At 38.7% G+C, this 20,349-nt stretch carries 21 protein-coding genes; all 21 read right to left on the bottom strand.

Translation table 11 applies throughout. The features are described from left to right. Positions 1-98: 98 nt before the first annotated feature. A complete protein-coding gene (gene ypjB, locus LKW28_RS15550; protein ID WP_229141268.1) occupies positions 99-899 on the bottom strand; it encodes a sporulation protein YpjB in 801 nt (266 codons plus the stop codon). A gap of 63 nt (positions 900-962) precedes the next feature. After that, on the bottom strand, positions 963-1,553 hold the full coding sequence (locus LKW28_RS15545) for a DUF1405 domain-containing protein (protein WP_229141267.1): 591 nt from the start codon (positions 1,551-1,553) through the stop codon (positions 963-965). A 117-nt stretch (positions 1,554-1,670) separates the two neighbouring features. Further along, positions 1,671-2,438, bottom strand: coding sequence for a menaquinol-cytochrome c reductase cytochrome b/c subunit (locus LKW28_RS15540; protein WP_229141266.1), 768 nt, complete (start codon positions 2,436-2,438; stop codon positions 1,671-1,673). Between the two features lie 76 nt (positions 2,439-2,514). After that, positions 2,515-3,189, bottom strand: coding sequence for a menaquinol-cytochrome c reductase cytochrome b subunit (gene qcrB, locus LKW28_RS15535; protein ID WP_229141265.1), 675 nt, complete (start codon positions 3,187-3,189; stop codon positions 2,515-2,517). A 3-nt stretch (positions 3,190-3,192) separates the two neighbouring features. After that, positions 3,193-3,708 (bottom strand): ubiquinol-cytochrome c reductase iron-sulfur subunit, encoded by a 516-nt coding sequence (locus tag LKW28_RS15530; protein ID WP_229141264.1) that lies wholly within the window; start codon positions 3,706-3,708, stop codon positions 3,193-3,195. A 222-nt stretch (positions 3,709-3,930) separates the two neighbouring features. Continuing rightward, a complete protein-coding gene (locus tag LKW28_RS15525; protein ID WP_229141263.1) occupies positions 3,931-4,389 on the bottom strand; it encodes a YpiF family protein in 459 nt (152 codons plus the stop codon). A 147-nt stretch (positions 4,390-4,536) separates the two neighbouring features. Continuing rightward, positions 4,537-5,073, bottom strand: a complete 537-nt coding sequence (locus LKW28_RS15520) for a ReoY family proteolytic degradation factor (RefSeq protein ID WP_229141262.1) — start codon at positions 5,071-5,073, stop codon at positions 4,537-4,539. A 106-nt stretch (positions 5,074-5,179) separates the two neighbouring features. Continuing rightward, on the bottom strand, positions 5,180-6,433 hold the full coding sequence (locus LKW28_RS15515; protein ID WP_229141261.1) for a tetratricopeptide repeat protein: 1,254 nt from the start codon (positions 6,431-6,433) through the stop codon (positions 5,180-5,182). A 20-nt stretch (positions 6,434-6,453) separates the two neighbouring features. Beyond that, on the bottom strand, positions 6,454-7,392 hold the full coding sequence (locus LKW28_RS15510; protein ID WP_229141260.1) for a hypothetical protein: 939 nt from the start codon (positions 7,390-7,392) through the stop codon (positions 6,454-6,456). Positions 7,393-7,536: 144 nt separating this feature from the next. Then, entirely contained in the window at positions 7,537-8,829 is a 1,293-nt protein-coding gene (gene aroA, locus LKW28_RS15505) for a 3-phosphoshikimate 1-carboxyvinyltransferase (protein WP_229141259.1), read from the bottom strand. A gap of 28 nt (positions 8,830-8,857) precedes the next feature. Next, entirely contained in the window at positions 8,858-9,970 is a 1,113-nt protein-coding gene (locus LKW28_RS15500) for a prephenate dehydrogenase (protein ID WP_229141258.1), read from the bottom strand. A gap of 59 nt (positions 9,971-10,029) precedes the next feature. Beyond that, on the bottom strand, positions 10,030-11,127 hold the full coding sequence (gene hisC, locus LKW28_RS15495; protein ID WP_229141257.1) for a histidinol-phosphate transaminase: 1,098 nt from the start codon (positions 11,125-11,127) through the stop codon (positions 10,030-10,032). A 15-nt stretch (positions 11,128-11,142) separates the two neighbouring features. After that, positions 11,143-11,955 carry a tryptophan synthase subunit alpha gene (gene trpA, locus LKW28_RS15490; RefSeq protein ID WP_229141256.1) on the bottom strand — a complete coding sequence of 271 codons (813 nt, stop codon included), beginning with the start codon at positions 11,953-11,955 and terminating at the stop codon, positions 11,143-11,145. Continuing rightward, positions 11,918-13,150 (bottom strand): tryptophan synthase subunit beta, encoded by a 1,233-nt coding sequence (gene trpB, locus LKW28_RS15485; protein WP_229141255.1) that lies wholly within the window; start codon positions 13,148-13,150, stop codon positions 11,918-11,920. Before trpB ends, trpA begins: the two co-directional genes overlap by 38 nt. Then, a complete protein-coding gene (locus LKW28_RS15480; RefSeq protein ID WP_229141254.1) occupies positions 13,131-13,787 on the bottom strand; it encodes a phosphoribosylanthranilate isomerase in 657 nt (218 codons plus the stop codon). The genes trpB and LKW28_RS15480 overlap by 20 nt, the downstream gene beginning before the upstream one ends. Further along, entirely contained in the window at positions 13,768-14,547 is a 780-nt protein-coding gene (trpC, locus tag LKW28_RS15475) for an indole-3-glycerol phosphate synthase TrpC (RefSeq protein WP_229141253.1), read from the bottom strand. Before trpC ends, LKW28_RS15480 begins: the two co-directional genes overlap by 20 nt. Further along, positions 14,537-15,562 (bottom strand): anthranilate phosphoribosyltransferase, encoded by a 1,026-nt coding sequence (gene trpD, locus LKW28_RS15470; RefSeq protein WP_229141252.1) that lies wholly within the window; start codon positions 15,560-15,562, stop codon positions 14,537-14,539. Before trpD ends, trpC begins: the two co-directional genes overlap by 11 nt. A gap of 126 nt (positions 15,563-15,688) precedes the next feature. Further along, on the bottom strand, positions 15,689-17,200 hold the full coding sequence (gene trpE, locus LKW28_RS15465; RefSeq protein ID WP_229141251.1) for an anthranilate synthase component I: 1,512 nt from the start codon (positions 17,198-17,200) through the stop codon (positions 15,689-15,691). A 400-nt stretch (positions 17,201-17,600) separates the two neighbouring features. After that, entirely contained in the window at positions 17,601-17,978 is a 378-nt protein-coding gene (gene aroH, locus LKW28_RS15460) for a chorismate mutase (RefSeq protein ID WP_229141250.1), read from the bottom strand. A 29-nt stretch (positions 17,979-18,007) separates the two neighbouring features. Next, positions 18,008-19,087, bottom strand: coding sequence for a 3-dehydroquinate synthase (gene aroB, locus LKW28_RS15455; RefSeq protein WP_229141249.1), 1,080 nt, complete (start codon positions 19,085-19,087; stop codon positions 18,008-18,010). Next, positions 19,087-20,259: a chorismate synthase gene (gene aroC / locus LKW28_RS15450; RefSeq protein ID WP_229141248.1), complete on the bottom strand. Its 1,173-nt coding sequence runs from the start codon at positions 20,257-20,259 to the stop codon at positions 19,087-19,089. Before aroC ends, aroB begins: the two co-directional genes overlap by 1 nt. Positions 20,260-20,349 lie beyond the last annotated feature (90 nt).

Below are 20,349 nucleotides of genomic sequence, written 5' to 3'. Positions count from 1 at the left end.
ATAATTTTAGTTAGAGAACCCTCCAATGTCAATTGACTTGCTTACAAAATACTTATCTTTTTAATCGTTAAAAAACAAACAGTGGGCTTTGCCCACTGTTAGCGATCTTCGTAATCCCTTTGTTTCTGGCGTTTTTGCTTGTCACCTTTATACTTTCTCCAACCGACATAGATTAATGTAAGAATAATGGCTCCCCCTGTTGAAATCATCACCCAAATCAATGAAGGATCTGCGTCATCCTCTGACATTCGCTCAAATATGTTTTTTAAATCCAACTCCATTTGCTCAAGCTGCTGTAATCTAGTAGCTGCCTTTAAATCCTCATTACGGTACGTATCTAAAAACGCAATATGTGAGTCTATTTTTTGAACATCCTGGGGTGTGATATCTACTGTAATACTCGGATGAATCATATTATATTTTGATAGAAAGATAGTTAGTAACTGATTAAATGTTTCAAGATTCTCTTTTTGGGCAGTTTCCTTCATTTGCCCAAATGTCGTCATAATTGAACCTTCCATCTGCGTCCACATCGGCTGATGCTCTGACCTCATTGCATCCACTACCAAACGAAATTGGGTAACGAGATTGATTCGCTCTTCAAAGCTGAGTGAAGTTGACGTAACTGCTTCAAAGGCTGACTCATGGGTGAGCGAAATAATCCGAAGCTCTTCCATTGAAAAAGCTTGTTCACGCTGATTCATTCTTAGGAATTCATTTGAAAAATGTGTTAATAATTGTTTTGCATCCTTGTATCTTTCTTGCTTCACCATTTGCAGGGCCTGATCAGAGATTTGATCTAGTTTTTCCCAGTTATCTTCGTTGGAGGTAGCGTTTATGGATATAGGATAAATCATAACTATAAAACAAATAATGCATATTATTCTGGAAATTTTCATACTTGTCCCTCCTCAAACATCTATTAAAATGTATGATAGAGTGGACAAGAGTAGACCTATTTTTTAACGAAGATCTAATTCATATCGATCCTTTTTAATACAGAGCAGATAGGTTATAAGGATGGAAACCATGCTTAACCAAAATGTAAAGTAGCCGATCTGCGGAATATATTGATCCAAATCTCTATACCTTGGCATCATGAAGAACACGTAATCAATTACATCATTATGTAAGGTCCATACAGCTGCAATCACTAAATGAATCGGCTTTATGCGATAATATGGAGCATATAATAGTCCTTGAATTGCCATGCCAAGGTGAGAAAAAATGAGCATATAGCCATAAATGTTTAAGCCATCGACAAAATAGGTAAGAATATTCATGACCACTGCCCAAATCCCGTATTTAAAGAGGGTTACAATAGCCAATGCTTCTATAAGCGGCCAATTCTTCCTCAGCAAAAACGCGATTAAAACAAAGCAAAAAAACAAACTTGCTGTTGGGCTATCTGGAACAAAAATTAAAAACTTTGGCGGTGTGATGTTTAGTTGGCTATCATACCAAATATATCCGTAAATAGTACCTGGGATATTAATAAGTAAAAGAATCCAAAGCACCCAGCGTTGCCCCATTAAATATGTAATCCACTTCATCTTATGTACCAACTTTCCTTTTTTCTTAACTCAAGATTCTCCCAAAAGCGGTTACTTTGTCAAGATACAGAAAAAAATGAATGAAAAAAGCTGACCCGTAAGTCAGCTTTTGTTTATTTATTTGGAAGTTACGCTTGAAATAAATTCAGCAAGCTTCTGCAATTCTTCGTCAGTTCCTTCGAACATACCTGGAGGCATAGCCCCTTGACCATTGTGTGCAATGTCAGAAATCTCTTCAGGTGATAGTCCGTTATCAACTAACGCTTTACCTGCTGGGCCACCTTCTAGGTCAGCACCATGACATCCGATACAACCTTTTTCTTGGTATAGCAAGTATCCTTCAGATTCCTTATCAATTTCTGCTTCTGCTACGATCTTAGCAGATTCAGCTCTTGCTTCCCAGTCAACTTGGGATGCAGATTCCCATGTTAAGTAAGCAACTGCAGCAAATGCCAAAAGCATCATGCCTGTTGCGATAGGACGCTTAGATGGTCTGCGTTCTGGACCACGATCTAAGAATGGGGCAAGTAAAAGTGCTCCAAATGCAAGTCCTGGAATAACAAGCGTACCAATTATGTTAAAGTCACCTGATGCATACGTATACTTAATCAATTGATACATGAATAGGAAATACCAGTCTGGTAATGGAATATATCCTGACGCGGTCGGGTCAGCGATTTTTTCCAATGGTGATGGATGTGCTGCTGTTAAACATAAAAAAGCAACTAAGAAAACAGAACCAACTAACCATTCTTTTAATAGGAAGTTTGGCCAGAACGCTTCTGTTTTCCCTGGATACTCGGAGTAATCCTTAGGAATATGCTTTTTATTACTTACCGGAATACGGGAGTCCCCAACAAATTTCATACCTTTTCCGCGATGCATAATCGGTCCCCTCCTTTTTAGAGAATTTTCATTCAAAAGAGTTTTTCACAAATTTTTTATCAGTGTAAGCCTAATCCTACAATGGACCAGAAATACCTTGTTTACGAATCATGATAAAGTGAGCAGCAAGTAAACCAAATAATGCTGCTGGTAAGAAGAATACATGAATTGCAAAGAAACGTGTTAAAGTTTGTGCTCCAATAATTTCAGGATGTCCTGCAATTAAAGTCTTTGCGTAAGGCCCTATTAGTGGTATGGATTCAACAATTTGAATTGTAACCTTTGTTGCGAATAACGCTTTCATATCCCAAGGTAATAGGTAACCTGTTAAACCTAGAGCTAACATTACAAAGAAAATTAATACTCCAACAATCCAGTTAAGCTCACGCGGTTTTTTATAAGCACCTTGGAAAAATACACGCAGGGTATGTAAGAACATCATTACGATTACAAGACTCGCTCCCCAGTGATGCATTCCGCGAACAATTTGTCCAAACGCTACTTCATTTTGTAAATAGTAGACAGAATTCCATGCGTTGATGATGTCTGGTACATAGTACATTGTTAAGAACATACCAGAAAGAACTTGGATGACGACGATAAAAAATGTTAGTCCTCCAAAGCAGTAAACAAATGCGCTAAAGTGGTGCGCCGGGTTTACGTGCTCAGGAACCTCGTGGTCTGCAATATCTGCCCATAGAGGAGTAATATCAAGTCGTTCATCAACCCAATCAAATATCTTATTTAACATTGATTACTTTCCTCCTACAGGATTTGGCTTTGTTTTGCCTAAATATAAATAACCATCTTTCACTTGACTGTCATATAAATCTAATGGGCCCATCGGTGGTGTACCTGGAACGTTTTTACCATCCTTTTCATATAAACCATAGTGACAAGGACAGAAGAATCGATCTGGGTTAGCTGGATCTTCAGCCCAAGAAACTGCACATCCAAGGTGTTTACAAACTGGTGATAGCGCAACGATGTCGCCCTTATCATTTTTGTAAACCCATGCTGAATTTGCAACGTCGGATTCGTACCACGCATCAACTTGATTTACTTTAAAATCAAATTTTTGTGGATCTTTTGTAATCTTATCAACACTTACTACTTGTACCATGTCATGTTCAGCCTCAGGCTGAAGTAATGGGTCAATTGCAAAGCGGACCATAGGCATTAACATCCCTGCTGCCATGAAACCACCTACACCTGTTAGGGTATAGTTTAGAAATTGACGTCTTGAAACCCGTTGTTTATTCTCGCTCATTTTTTTCCCCCCTCTATGCTAAGCTAAGTCCACTCCGGACATAATTGTACACATTTAAAACTAGGACATTCTCATGATATATCAATATTTGGTACAGGTCAATAATAGGATTTGCCGAAACAATGGCAACTATGTGACTTTCTTAGGAAAAGAAAGGAATTTTTTTATCTTTAACTAGAAAATTGCACAACGCTCATTTATTATTCTTACATAATTCATATGTTATTTTTGCCAGATGTTCGTAAATAATGTAACAAGTTGTTTCATTTGATCCTGTAGCATCGTTTGCTTATATTTTTCTTCGACATATTCAAGCGGTAAGGTTGGCAGCCAAATAAGCGAACCATTCAAGTCAGCTTCTACTTGTTTCCAGCTGCTGTCAGACGTGATAAAAATCGTTTGCTTCATACCACCGTCAATTAAATCGCTTGTCCATTGGTTTAAACGACCTGATGCCATTTCAAGCCCTTCACCATTTGAATAGGTAAAGGCAGGAAATAATATGATTCTTCCTTTAAATTGCCGTTCAACTTCATTTGAAAGGATTGCTATGAACTCTCCCATTGATACTGTGCTTTTCAAATCCCCTTCCAGCGAAACTGGAATCAATGGAATAACTGCTGTATCCACATATTCCCTTGCTTGTAAGTATACATCCATATCCTTTGTAACCCATTTCATTTCGTATGCTCCCTTTCCCATTTGCTGTACTAAAATCAAATGATACTCTATGTAGTATTTAGAGCTAAACTTCCAAACTACCATACCATATTTGGGACAAATAAAAAAGACTGACTCGCTGTCAGCCCCTTGAAACAAACTCCCTATTTATAATTGTTTAAGCTGTTCAGTCAGCCTTTTAAACTCTGTTTCATCCTGCAAGTCAAGCGCATCATCAATTCGCTTTAACAGATGTTCCTTTTGAAACAAATGAATGGATTCTTCAAGAAACTTTTTCGCAAGTTCTTTATCCTGTTCGTTCACCTGAAGATGTTTCGGCATATAAGGATTCTCTTCAAGTACAGCCACATAATTCGGAGAATGGAAGGAGGATCTGAAATTAAGTTGAATATAAATTTCTTCATCCCTGTTTAGTCGAATATCATGAAATGACTTTTCAGCATCAGTTGTCATGACATTTTCCTTATAAAAACGGAATGGCACATCATCAACACAATGCGTCGACATAATAATTCCTCGGGGGCAGTATTGGGCTTGCTCAACAAAATGGACATTCTTCATGAGTTGGTCATGGCTCATTAAATAATTTAGAATCCAGACACACTCTCTTCTTTTTAGCTGATAATTATTCAGAAACCAGCGAATGAAGTCTTTTTTCTCGTTGACAGATACAGGGGTGGCCATCTTTTTCTTCCCTCCTCTGCTAGAATTGAGTAATAATGAATATTTTACTGATATACTTCAACATTTAAATCAAAATATCCTTCTAAAGTTGAAAATTTTAGCTTGCTTACTCAAGTTCTGAAATTAATGCTTCAATTTCGTACTTCATTGGGTCAAGCTTTAGGAGTTCTTTAAATACATCAATTGCCTCTAGTCGTTTACCTTCCTCCATTAAGAAATATCCAAACTCTTCTAAAAACTCTGGAGTTTCTTTAAAAGAAGTATATGCACGACGGTAATGGTTTAATGCATCCGAATATTGTTCTAATTTATTTTTTGAGTAGGCCAAATCCCATTCAAATTGTTCGTCATACTCGCCATAGCTCATGACGGAATCAAGACATTCCACAACATCTTCAAATCTTTCTTCGCGCAGTAAAAACTTTGAAAGCTGTAAAGTTGCTTCCACATACCCTGGATCAATTCCCACAGCTGCCCGCAGATATTTTTCCGTATTTTCCTTATCACCCAGCATCATCGATATTTTGCCAGCGTAAAAAGTAAGTTCTTTATTTAAAGATTCCACTTCAAGTCCTTCTAATAAAACTTTTAAACTTTCCTCGAAGCTAGCCTCTTCTTCATATGCCTTTGCAAGATATAAGTAAAGAGCTCCATAGTCCGGATCAAGTTCCTTAAGGCGCTCCAGAATTTCAATTGCTTTTTTATAATATTTCGCTTGATAGGCCGTAACTCCAAATCCAAACAAGGTGTTGCTGTCTTCTTGTTTTTTGATGGATTCTTCATAGTATGGAAGAGCTTCTTCGAATTTTCCTGTTGTACTATAACTTTCCGCAATTCGGGCGTTGACATTTACACCGGCTATTTCGTCACTTTCCTGTAAAACATTCTCATAATAAGGGATACTTTTGTTGTATTCCCCATGGCTTGAATACAATTCGGCTAATGCAAAATCAATGATTGTTTCATCCTCTGATTTTGCCTTTGCCAGCAGGAGTTTCTGCTCACTGACTTCATATAAACCCTGCATTTGAAATAAATCAGCTTGTAACACCAGAGATTCTAAGTATACCGGGTCATCTTCGGCAATTTGTTCGAGGATATCAATTGCCTCCTCTTCCTGATCTAGGTCAATCAGAATTTCTGCTAAAAAAACAAATAACTCGCCTTCATCAGGGTATCGGGAAATTAATTCTTCAATGATATCTTTTGCATCCTCGACAAAACCCCATTTAAAGTAGTTCTCAGCGATTGTGTATTTCTCATCATCATTTGAGTGTTCCCTAAGGTTTTTTATAACTTTGAGTCCTTCTTCAACATTTCCATCTTCAACTAACTGGATTGCATCCTCTAATCTATGCATGAATGATTAACTCCTCTTATCTATCTCTCATTCACCAATACGTCCTTATCGTAGGAAGATACAAAAAAACCGGGTTTTTTTACTTTACATTCATTACCGAAGCCCGAACGAAAGTATACCTTGGCATCTACTTTTGTAAAATTCCCCTTGTGCATGGTGATTGTAGGTATAAGATTATGATAATCGAGAGTTGGCTTTTCATCAACTGAATAGCTTATTGAATCATGTTCATAAAGATTGTAATCCAATTCCCCTCCCACACGTATATCGCCTTTATCAGGGTAAATCCCGATCTTTTTTAACATATCAATGGACAAAGGCTCACCCTCACTCGGGCAGACAGGAATCGTCGGAATTCGATTATCCTCGGTGATTTCTCTCCAAATCGTTTCCTTTCGACTGCTAGCAAACATGGATTTCTCTTTTGTCTCCCACTCTGGAATAATTGGAATTTGATAGGAATGATAGGATTCCCTAATCCACCCCCAAGGCACCTTGTATAAATCCTCTACTTTTTTTATTGTTACGATAATAGCTGGGATTTTTTTTCGCCTGCATGCAATGAGAAAAGATGGAGTTAAGATTTCCAGTGGAATTCGGATCCCTACATAATAATCAACAGGACTATTTAATAAAAAATGTCTGGTGTTCTTGAGTGAATTGGCTATTTCATTTTCGTTTTTAACATCACTCATAACAAGTAAGGTTGTACAACCTTTTTTCAAATAGTTTTCAGTCATTTCTTTTTTAAAGCTTTGAAACGAATGTTCCTTTGTAAAGCTATAGTTCATCATGACATGTCCAGGTGTTAATAAATATTGTGATAAGTTCGTTTTCATGAAAGAAAGTCTTTTGAGGTTTTCTTTCATATAATCAACACGGTGGTTCTTTATAAGAATCGAGCATGTAACGACCCTATCATCTTTTAAGACATTCGCTTTTTCTAATATATATGGCATCAAACCTCCCCTTTCGCATTTCATTTCATAAAGTTAATCTTCTTAAGACAAGCTATGCGAAACGTGGAGGATGTATGATAGTTACCTGCAATAAACGATTAAAAACCCATGGAATTTCGTTTCCATGGGTTTTATCCATTCATTTCAAACTATCAATTGATGTAAATGTTCAAAAAAGCTTGGGTATGAAACGGAAATGGATTCAGCATCTGAAAGAGAGACTTCACCATTCGCAATACATGCCGCAACAGCAAGCATCATACCGATTCTGTGGTCCCCATGACTATGTACTTCTCCACCCGTCAATTGTTTCTTTTCACCAAAAATAATCATCCCGTCGTCGGTCGGTTCAATTACTGCACCAAGTTTAGACAATTCGCCGACAACTGTATCAATTCGATTCGTTTCCTTCACTTTTAATTCCGCTGCGTCTTTGATAACCGTTTTTCCTTGTGCTTGGCTGGCTAGTAATGCAATAACTGGAATTTCGTCAATTAAACGAGGAATGATATCTCCCCCAATTTCAATCCCTTTTAATTCAGAGGTCTGAATGGTTAAGTCAGCAATAGGTTCATTATTTTTGATTCGTTCATTTTCAATCTCAAGGCGGGCTCCCATCTGAATTAAAACATCAATGATCCCTGTTCTTGTTGGGTTCATTCCAACATTTCTTAACGTAATTCGGCTGTTTGGCACAATCGCCCCTGCAACTAAGAAAAATGCAGCAGAGGAAATATCTCCGGGAACTTGAATATTTGTGCCTGTTAGCTTTTGACCACCAGTTAGTCTAACTGTTAGCCCTTCCTCCTCAACCTCGCATCCAAAGGCACGCAGCATTCGTTCAGTATGGTCTCTCGATTTATGAGGCTCAGTAACAGAAGTTAAGCCGTTCGCATGTAAACCAGCTAAAAGGATTGAGGATTTTACCTGTGCACTTGCTACTGGAGACAAATAGTCAATTCCTTTTAATGAGCCGCCACGAATTGCTAACGGGGTAAAATTTCCGTCTTCTCTTCCATCGATTTTAGCCCCCATTTGCCTTAGTGGCTCAGTCACACGTTTCATCGGTCTTTTTGCAATTGATTCATCCCCAATCATGCATGAATGAATCGGCACACCGGAAAGAAGACCCACCATTAATCTAGTGGTGGTTCCTGAGTTGCCGGTATCTAATACCTCAGCAGGTTCACGCAGCCCATCGAAGCCAGCTCCCTCGATCTCAACATGATCCTTATCCAATGTAATTTTTACACCTAATTTTTCAAAACAACTGATCGTACTTAAACAATCATCCCCAAGCAAAAAGTTATCCACAATCGTTTTTCCTTGTGCAATCGCTCCAAGCATAATCGAACGATGCGAAATCGATTTATCCCCGGGAATATCAATTGAACCATCTAAGCTTTCAATATTTGTACGAAGCTTCAGTGTATCCATAATACCACTCCTAGCAAACTAGTTATCCTTATCCATTATATGTACCATAGTTGGTTTTACTTTCAATGCAAATTCTAGCCCTCATTCGATCCTCGTCACTTTGGAAGCTAATTCTTAGAACTCCATATATTTCTTCTCTCGTCTCAATGATTCTGATATTTGTGATACTAATTCTCTCCTGCGCAAGAAGCCCGGTAATTTCTGAAACAATACCTGGATAGTCCGGAATGTCTACATATAAATCATAAAAGGATGGAATAGCACCTTTTGTACGTGAAGGAAGTCCATCACGAAAATTTTTGGCGTCCATAAAATAATCATAAATATGATCCTCGTTGCCACTTGCCACAAAATTCCGGATTTGCTCCATTTCGTCGATCCATTTATCAAAAAGGTCCAGTAATACATTCCGATTTTGAACTAATATATCACGCCACATGGAGGGATTGCTAGAGGCAATCCTAGTAATATCACGAAATCCTCCTGCTGCCAATGGACGTACAAGCTCGTTTTCCTGGTCATATTTTTGCGCTTGATGAACAAGACTAGCTGCAACAATATGTGGAAAATGACTGATTACACCAGCAACACGGTCATGCTCTTCCGGAGTCATGATCACAAAATTTGCTTTTGTTCCATTTAATAAAGCTTTTAACTGTTCAACAGCCAATTTACTTGAAACCGACTCATTATGTGGGGTAAAAATATAAAAAGCATTTTCAAATAAATGTTCCTTCGCAGCAACAACCCCGCTTTTATGCGATCCGGCCATCGGATGACCGCCAACAAAGGATACACCAAGATTACCAAAAATCGAATCTGCAATTTGAACTATTTGTTGTTTCGTACTTCCAACATCTGTCACTACAACATCTTTTTTGAGTTCATAAGTGCTCAGCTCATGAATAATGTCAATGGTTTGTTTGACTGGAACCGAAATAAAAATATAATCACATGCAGGTACGACATCCTTAAGCTCAAATACGGCCTCATCAATTACTTTCAATGTTTTTGCGAGTAGTGATGACTCTTTATTACTGTCAAAACCATATATGGTTGCTTCAGGATGTTCTTTCTTTATCGCAAGTGCAATTGAACCGCCAATTAAGCCCAGTCCTATCACTAGCACGTTAGCCTTCATTTCATCACCACCGAATATAAAAAACACGGAATGGGGGTTACGCATGAACCCCCACAGTCTTAGTTCTTTTGATTTTTTAGCATTTCTGTAAGTAACGCTATAAGTTCACTATTCTGTTCTTCTGTACCAACTGTAATTCGAACGCTAGTTGGATAGCCTAATGGATTCCCCGAGCGAACAATGAAACCTCGTTCTAACAAATAGTGAAATACATCATCACCTGGCTGTTCAAAATTGATCAAAATGAAATTTCCGAATGATGGATAATAAGATAGATGATTTTCCTCACAGAATGTGAAGAACTGCTGCAGACCTTTTTTATTTTTTTCAACATATGCAGCAATGAACTCTTGATCATCTAATGCTGCAGATGCTGCAATTTGACCAACGCGGTTGGAATTGAACGGCTGACGAACAGGTTCAATTTTATTGATAAAATCATGATTGCCGATGGCATAACCAACACGAAGTCCACCAAGTCCGTATGCCTTCGAGAAAGTTCGTAAAATAAGTAGATTCGGATAATCATTCAATAGACCAACTGTATTTGGATAATCCTGTTCACCAGCTGCAAATTCATAATAAGCCTCATCCATAATAATGAGGACATGGCTTGGAACCTGTTTTAAGAAGGCATGCAGTTTTTCTGAACTCACATACACTCCTGTCGGGTTATTCGGCGAGCAAACCCACACGATTTCCGTATTCCCATCTATTTGCCCAAGCATTCCATCAAGATCGTGATGGCCATCAATTAACTCAACCTCACGAACCTCAGCCCCTTCAATAATCGCATTATGCTTATACTGAGAAAATGATGGATTCGCCATTACTGTATTTTTCCCGGGGGCAAGTAATGCCGTTGTAATAATGTGAATGACATCATCAGAGCCATTACCGAAAAGAAGCTGTTTACCATCAACACCTAAATGCTGTGCAAGCTTTTCTCTTAACTCGGTTGCATAGCCATCTGGGTAAATTGCAAATGAATCTAAGCTGTTTTTTACCGCTTCCTTTGCTTTTTCTGAGCATCCATATGGATTTTCATTTGATGCTAATTTCACAATTTTTTCTAATCCAAATTCCCTTTTCACTGCTTCAATCGGTTTTCCCGGTTGATAGGGTTTTAAATCCAATAACTGTTCCTTGACATTCATCTGAAGCTACACCTCTTAATGTTTTATAGGAAGCAATACATCACTTACAAAATTTTTAAAATGGTATAAGGCGGCAGTTCTTGTTTCTTCGTTTTCTAATTCAGGCAGAAGTTCTTCAATCTTTTGGATTAGGGCACTTCCCATGATAACCCCGTCACAATGGTCCTTAAGTACTTCTACTTGGGAAGAATTAGAGATACCAAACCCAACCGCCACAGGTATATTATCGCTATGGCGTTTTACCTCTTGTAAAAATGAGTATACCTCATTATTAAGAGAATTTCGAACCCCTGTAACACCAAGGGACGACACGCAATACAGGAATCCTTGGGCATGTGAAGCGATTTTTTCAATTCGACTCGAAGAAGTTGGAGCAACTAAAGAAATAAATTTCAATCCTTCGTTCTCACATCTTCTTCTAAGGTCTTCACTTTCTTCAAAAGGAAGGTCTGGAACAAGTAATCCGTCTATACCATTTTGTCGCGCTAAAGCGAAAAAGTTTTCTTCTCCTAATTGTAGCATAGGATTGAAATAGGTAAAGATAATAACAGGAATTTTCAATCCTTTTTTTCTCATTTTTGATACAAGATTCATCGAGTTTTTCAATGTGACTCCATTTTTTAATGCTCTCGCTGAGGCTCTTTGAATCACAGGTCCATCTGCTAATGGATCTGAATATGGAATCCCTAGTTCAAGGATGGAAGCGCCCGCCTCCTGCAAAGAAAGTGCAATTTCAATAGTCACATCTGGATGTGGATCACCTGCAACGATAAATGGAATAAATAGCTTTTCAGCTTTGGGCAATCGGTTCGTAAAGGTTGTGTTCATTAGTAGCCCCTCCTTCTTCTAGGTATGTCATCAGTGAATGGACATCTTTGTCACCACGACCAGACAAACAAACGAGAATCGATTCTTCTGGTGACATTTCTTTTGCCATTTGGATTGCTTTTGCTATCGCATGTGCAGATTCAATTGCCGGAATAATTCCTTCCACACGAGTTAGCATTTGCAAGGCATCAAGTGCTTCCTTATCTGTTACACTTTCATATTTAACTCGTCCACTATCAGAAAGATAGGCGTGTTCAGGTCCAACTCCCGGATAATCCAGTCCGGCAGATATGGAATATGGCTCAGTGATTTGACCGTGCTCATCCTGAAGAAGATAGGTGAGCGATCCGTGAATAACACCTTTTGTACCTTTTGTAATTGTCGCTGCATGCAGGGAAGTATCAACACCCTTACCAGCAGCCTCAGCACCTACTAAGCGAACATCATCATTTAAAAACGGATAGAACATGCCCATTGCATTACTGCCGCCGCCTACACAGGCAACAACTGCAGTTGGCAGTTCATTTTCTCGATTTAGGAATTGTTCCCTTGCTTCATCACCAATGATTCGCTGGAAATCACGCACCATTTTCGGATATGGATGTGGACCTACAACTGAACCAATCATATAGTAATGATCCTCGCAATGCTGCACCCAGTAACGTATTGCTTCATTTGTAGCATCCTTCAATGTTTGGTTACCACTAGTAGCCGGGATCACCTCAGCACCTAAAAGTTTCATTCGGAATACATTAAGCTTTTGTCTTTCAATGTCCTCTACACCCATGAAGACCTTACATTCCAATCCAAATTTAGCTGCTACTGTCGCGGCAGCTACACCATGCTGACCCGCTCCCGTTTCTGCAATTATCTTTTTCTTTCCCATTCTTTTTGCAAGAAGAGCTTGACCAATTGCATTGTTAATTTTATGGGCTCCTGTATGGTTTAAGTCCTCACGCTTCAAATAGATTTTTGCTCCACCTAGTTGTTTCGTTAAATGGTCAGCATATGTAAGTGCTGTTGGTCTGCCTGAGTATTCTTTTAAGATACGAATATATTCATTGTGAAATTCCTCATCATGGTACGCGTCTTCTAGCGCCGCTTCGATTTCTTCTAAAGGCATCATTAAGGTTTCCGGAACAAACTTACCGCCGAAATCTCCGAATCTGCCATTTTTATTTGGTACGTTCAACACATGTATCCACCCATTTCTCTATAGTTTGTATGATGATGTGATCTTTTTTACCATCAAGTTCAATTCCACTAGAAATATCAAATCCATCAATATCATAGTGAAGAAGATTTTCGATATTGTCAGGACCGATTCCGCCTGCAATGAAGCAGGGAACACGCTGTTTTCTTGCTTCATGCTGATAGAGAGGGATGGACTTCCAATCAAATGAAATACCAGATCCACCCCAAATATTCGCAACCTTGGTATCAACGACATATCCATCAGCAACACCAGCAAACTCTTTCATCATCTGAAGACCTTGCTCGTTATGATGAATCACCTTCCATACGTGTAAGCTAGTTTTGTTTTTTACTTGTTTAATAAAATCAACTGACTCTGTTCCATGGCATTGAATAACGGATAAAGGCACTTTTGCTAATACTTCTTCGATTTCTTTTAGTTCTGCATTTACAAAGATTCCGACCGTTTTTTTATCCCGTATATCCACTTGTCTCAGCCACTTATTTACATCCGATGGACTTACCTTACGCTTACTGTTTGCAAAGATAAAACCGATATAGTGGGCTTTACTCTTTGCAACCACCTGTACATCCCGAAGAGATTTATTCCCGCAATATTTAATGAGTGGTTCTGGCATATGGAACCTCTCCAAACATTTGCTTAATCCCGATTCCAGGGGATTTCGCACGCATAAAAGCTTCTCCGATTAATGCTGCCTTTGCACCATATTGAATGATGTCCCTAATATCTTGTGGAGTGTGAATTCCACTCTCACTTACGACAAGACTATCCGAAGGAGCATTTTTTGCGATTTCATCTGTATGAATAATGGATGTTTCAAATATTTTTAAGTTTCGATTATTAACCCCCAGAATTTTTGGGGTAAAGCGGGTGCAAACCTGTTCCAGTGTTTCCCGGGAATGAACTTCAACTAAACACTCTAAGCCTCTTTCGTAGGCCTCACAATAATATTCATGTAATTGATTAGGCGCTAACGCTTCACCAATAAGCAAAATAGCATCTGCACCAATTTTTTCACTTTGCCCTATTTGCTTTGCATCAACAATAAAATCCTTTCGTAACACCGGGATGTTTACTTTTTTCTTAATATCCATTAAATATTTTATTGAACCTTGAAAAAATGGTTCATCTGTTAACACAGATATGGCATCCGCACCCGCTTCCTCATACTCAGTTGCGATCAAGACAGGATGAAAATCCTCCCTTATTACACCCTTTGAGGGTGATGCCTTTTTCACTTCAGCAATGATGCCAATTGAACGATTTGGGTTAGCCAGAGCGTCATATAATGACTTTCTTTTAACCTCACAATCTATTTCCGGATAACTGATGTTTTCCACTTCTATTTTCTTTTGTTCAAGTATTTTATTTAGCAAAGTACTCCACCTCACAACTTCTTAGTTGTTCAAATTGACTTCTTGCAATTCCAGTAACAATTGCTTCTCTTGCCAGCTCAACACCTTCACGAATGCTGTTTACTCGTCCTGAAATATAAATGGCAGCTCCCGCATTTAATAACACAATATTCGTTGCACTTTGATTAGCGTTACTATACAAAACATCACGCAACAGATTTGCACTTTCAACCACAGAAGAAACTTGGATATCATTCATGTTTCCTCGTGGAAGATCGAAATCCTCAGGGGAGAGCACAAATCTTGTAATCTCACCATCTTTTAATTCCACAATATCTGTCTCAGTTGTTATACTGCACTCGTCAAGTCCGTCCCTGCCTGAGACAAATAAAACATGTTCAGAACCAAGCTTCCCGAGGGCCTGCGCCATCTTTTCGGCGTAATCAATTGAATAGACACCCAATACCTGTTTTTTACATCTTGCGGGGTTTGCCATTGGTCCTAACAGATTGAAGATTGTTCGAAATCCGATTTCCTGTCTTGGTGTAACCGCATGCTTCATCGCTGCATGGTAGATCGGTGCGAACAAGAAGCTCATATTTCGTTTGTTTAACGCTTCTTTTGCTTCTTCCCCGGTAGATTGTATATCCACACCTAAATACTCTAAAACATCGGCACTCCCACTTTTTGAAGAAACCGCTCGATTTCCATGCTTTGCTACCTTAATACCTAAAGATGAAACAACAATTGCTGATGCAGTCGATATATTAAAAGTAGAAGCACCGTCCCCGCCTGTTCCGCATGTATCAATGACATGATCGCTTTCATAATCCAGTTGCATCATATGCTCTCTCATCGCTCTTGCAAAGCCAGTGATTTCATCTACCGTTTCCCCGCGAAAACGAAGAATTGAAAGCAAACTTGCTATTTGACTTGCAGTTGCATTTCCAGACATAATCACGTCCATCACTCGGTAGCTTTCCTCTTCAGATAGAACCTCTCCGTTAATACATTTATTTAAAAGTTGTTTAAACATGAATATCCTCCTCTTTAATCAAATGCGCTTTGGCGTATTTGCGCCCGATTTTTTTCGAGCAAGCTCGAAAAATTTCCTTTGAAAAATCGTGGCATCCGCCGGAGGCTTTTAACATTATTCGGCAAATCACTGCTGAATAATGTTAAAAGCTTCTTCAGCCAATTGGATTGTTTGAATTAAGGCACTTGCTTTGTTAACTGTCTCCATCCACTCATGTTCAGGAACCGAATCGGCGACAATACCTGCTCCTGATTGGACATAGGCAATACCATCCTTGATGATTGCTGTCCGAATTGTAATACATGAATCAATATTTCCATCAAATCCTATATATGCAATCGCGCCAGCATATAAGTTTCGCGCTGTTGGCTCAAGTTCTGAAAGAATTTGCATTGCTCTAATTTTAGGTGCTCCGGATACAGTGCCGGCTGGAAAAGCTGCAAGTAATGCATCTAATGGGTCAATTTTCTCATCTAATTCGCCAGTTACTTTTGAGATAATGTGCATGACATGTGAGAACCGACCAATCTCCATTAGTACAGGTGTTTTAACGGATCCGAACGTTGATACTCTTCCAATATCATTTCTCGCTAAATCAACCAGCATATAATGCTCTGCCTTCTCTTTTTCGTCTTGCAGCAATTCAGTCGCGAGTAGCTCATCTTCTTCCTTCGTCTTCCCTCTCCGTCTTGTACCTGCAATCGGATGTATTTCCAGATGCTTTTGATGAATTTTAATTAAACGTTCAGGAGAACTCCCGACAATCTCAATGTCATTGATTTTGATATAAAACAAATAAGGTGAAGGATTAACCATCCTTAAAACACGGTATAGTTGAAAACCACTTACCGAAACAGGAATCTCGAAACGCTGCGATAACACTGCTTGAAAAATATCTCCGGCGGTGATATAGTCTTTAATCTTATCAACCGCATCTAGGAAATCCTGTTTTTCAAAGTTCGTCTTTATATCTGTCACATTCGGGATTTCATGTAATTTTGGAAGTAATAGCATTTCACTTTGTTCTTTGTTTTGAATGATTCGTGACAAATACATATTGATCTTTGAATGGGCATGTTCGTAAACAGCTTTTTGAATCCGTTCATCTTCACCGCCATTTAACCGAATAAAGTGAACGACAATCAATTCACGTGATTGATGATCTAATGCCAAAATTGTTTCACAAAAGAAAAATTGGTAGCGCTCCATATTTAAATCATTGTTTGAGTGTTCTTCTACCTTTTCAAAGGTTGAGATGGCATCATAGCCAATATACCCGACTGCCCCTCCATAAAAGGGAATTTCGATATCAAGCGGTTTTAAGACCAGATAATCTTTGATCCAATTAAACGCATCTTTCATTGTTGGTTTTTTTACCAAGCTTTGCTGATTTTCGTTTTTTACATAATAGAGACCGTTACTTTCATCCATAAACAGAAATGGCTTCAGGCCAATGAATGAATACCTAGACCAATCAGATTCATGGTCCTTACTTTCAAGCAGAAAAGATGCTTCGTTTTTTAAGTTTTGAAAAATTTGAATGGGTGTCAACGTATCAACTAAGAAACGCTTGACGATCGGAATTGTCCGGTATTGCTTAGCATCGGACGCAAACGAGGAAAAATTATACGTATTCAATCGGCTCACTCCTCCATAATTAAATGCGCCTTGGCGTATTTGCGCCCAGATTTTTTCGAGTATGCTCGAAAAATTTCCTTTAAAAATCTGTGGCATCCGCCGGAGGCTTTAATTTTATTTAGTTGGGTAAACCCAACTAAATAAAGTTAATATGGAGAATGAGGTTTAGGAGGTATGTAAAAATTGGAATCACTTTTTTAAAAAGTGATAAAAATAAACAACCCAAAGACACATACGCATCCTTGGGTAGAAGTAAACCTTATAAACTCTGCTAACCTCGGCTAAACTCTCTCATTCTCATCTACCCTAAACTAATCTCTTAACTAAACTGAAAACTTACTAAACTCTAACTATTTTCATTATCTTATCGTATGCATTGCACTTTTGTCAATGAGTCTTTTTAATTATTACCTTTGACGGTTGAAAGGTCTGGTCTAAGTACAACGGCTCCACCTTGGTAGATGTGTTGGATCTCCTCTTGTTTGGTGGATGTGTTCACTGTCATCATTACACGAATGCACATTGGCAATGATCCTGGAACCGGAATCTCTCTCATACTGATTACTGGAACAAATGCCCAACCATCAATTTGTCTTGCAGCGGCAGCAGGAAAAGCTGCGTCAATATCATCTGTTACAGAAAATACAATTTGTGCAACATCATCTGCTTCAATCTTATTTTCCAAAATCATGTCACGTAAAAGCCTTTCAGTTGCAGCTAATATCTCTTGTTTATTATTATTTTCAATTGTTGTAGCACCACGTATTCCCCTTATCATCTTCGCCCCTCCTTCTTGCCTGGCTGCTCTTATTTAAAATCCCTCAAGAAACGAAGTAATTGCTCGTCTTCAATATCTTGACTAACAGTTTCTCCGATGTTTTTTAACAAGACCATTTTCACTTTTCCAGAAGTCGCTTTTTTATCATGCTTCATACGTTCAAGAAGCTTTACACGATCTAATCCGTCAGGTATGGCAGTCGGAAAATCAAATAAACGAAACCATTCTCTTATCTTTTCAGAAGCTAGATTTACCTGAAAGATTTCTTCACTTACCTTCAATGCAAAAATCATCCCAATTGCAACGCCATCACCATGTGTTATCTTCCCATAGCCTGACTCTGCTTCAATAGCATGACCTAGAGTGTGGCCAAAGTTCAAGATGGCGCGAAGTCCTTTTTCCTGCTCATCCTCTGAAACTACCTTTGCTTTTACAGCAACACCCTTTAATACAGCATATTGGAGTTTTTCACCTTTTAGGTCATCCAATGATGAAATTTCCTCTGTAAGCCATTGATAAAATTCTGGATCCCAGATGAGACCATGTTTAATGACTTCGGCAAAACCTGAGCGAAGCTCTTCCTTAGGTAATGTATTCATTAAATCAATATCATATAGAACCGCATTCGGTTGATGAAATGCGCCAATCATGTTCTTACCAAGTTCATGATTTATTGCAACCTTGCCACCTACGGCACTATCATGGGCAAGTAATGTAGTAGGAATTTGGATAAACGGGATGCCACGCATGAATGTTGCTGCAACGAAACCAGCCAAATCCCCAACCACACCGCCACCTAGTGCAAGGATCACTGAGGAACGATCTAATCCTTTTTCTAAGGCATAAGTCTGACATTGATAATACATATCAAAAGATTTTGCCCTTTCTCCAGAAGGAATGATAAATGATAATGGCTCAGCATACTGTTGCTTAAGGATGCCCGTCACTTTATCTAAATAAAGTGCTGCAACAGACTCATCACTTATGACGAGCACCTTTGACACCGATTTACATGTATCCTGCATCACCTGGGGAAGTTGATCAATAATTTCAGCCCCAATGTACATTGGATATGTTTTCGATTTTGTAGCAATAGTAAACTTGTCCATTAAAAATCCCTCGAATACTCACGCATTTTCTCTACATTCTCTTGAATTAAATCAAATCTATCTTGTCCAAATTGTTCAATAATCGCATTTGCAACTTCCCATGCTACAACAGCTTCTGCAACGACTGAAGCGGCAGGTACTGCACAGCTATCAGATCTTTCAATACTTGCTTCAAATACTTCCTTTGTATCGATATCGACACTTTTAAGCGGCTTATATAAAGTTGGAATTGGCTTCATGACACCTCTAACAACGATTGGCATACCGTTTGTCATTCCACCTTCAAATCCGCCCAAGTTATTTGTTCGTCTCTGATATCCATTTTCTTTATCCCAAATGATTTCATCATGAACTTGACTTCCAGGGATTCTTGCTGCATCAAAACCAATACCAAATTCAACACCTTTAAAGGCATTAATACTCATCATTGCCCCTGCAATTTTAGAATCAAGCTTTCGGTCATAATGAACATAGCTTCCAAGTCCAACAGGCACACCTTCTACAATGACTTCCACGATTCCACCAATTGAGTCACCATTTTTCTTTGCTTCATCAATTGCGTTCATCATTTGTAAGCCAGCTTCTTCATCGAGACATCTTACTGGTGATTCTTCCGTTTTTGTTTTTAATTCTTCTATGCTTGAATATGCAGCATCCTTAGCGCGAATGCCACCAATTTCAAGGACATGACCAGCTATCTGGATTCCTAAGGAAGCTAAGAATTTTTTAGCTACAGCTCCAGCTGCAACTCGCACTGTTGTTTCACGCGCAGAAGATCTTTCTAGAACATTTCGCATATCGCGATGCCCATATTTAATGGCTCCATTAAGGTCTGCATGTCCAGGGCGCGGACGAGTAATTTTACGTTTGATATCTTCCGCCTCTTCGTCCGTTATCGGTTCAATACCCATGATTTTAGTCCAGTGCTTCCAGTCATTGTTTTCAACAACTAATGCAATTGGAGAACCAAGTGTTTTACCGTGTCTAACACCACTTGCAATTTTTGCTTGGTCTTTTTCAATTTGCATTCTTCTTCCTCTGCCATGACCTTTTTGGCGTCTAGCAAGTTCAAGGTTAATATCCTCTGAAGTTAATTCCAGACCAGCAGGTACACCTTCAATGATTGTTGTAAGCTGTGGTCCATGTGATTCTCCGGCTGTTAAATATCTCATTTATGTTACCCCCTTATATGATAGAGTGAAAATAAATTTCACTTTCGTAATTTAAAGCGATTATGTATCAATATATCATAATCTTCGTAA

The organism is Bacillus sp. REN16 (assembly GCF_020731355.1).
GTDB lineage: Bacteria > Bacillota > Bacilli > Bacillales > Bacillaceae_L > Ferdinandcohnia.
Note: the sequence above shows the minus strand (reverse complement) of the source record. Positions and strands in the feature narration are given on the sequence as shown.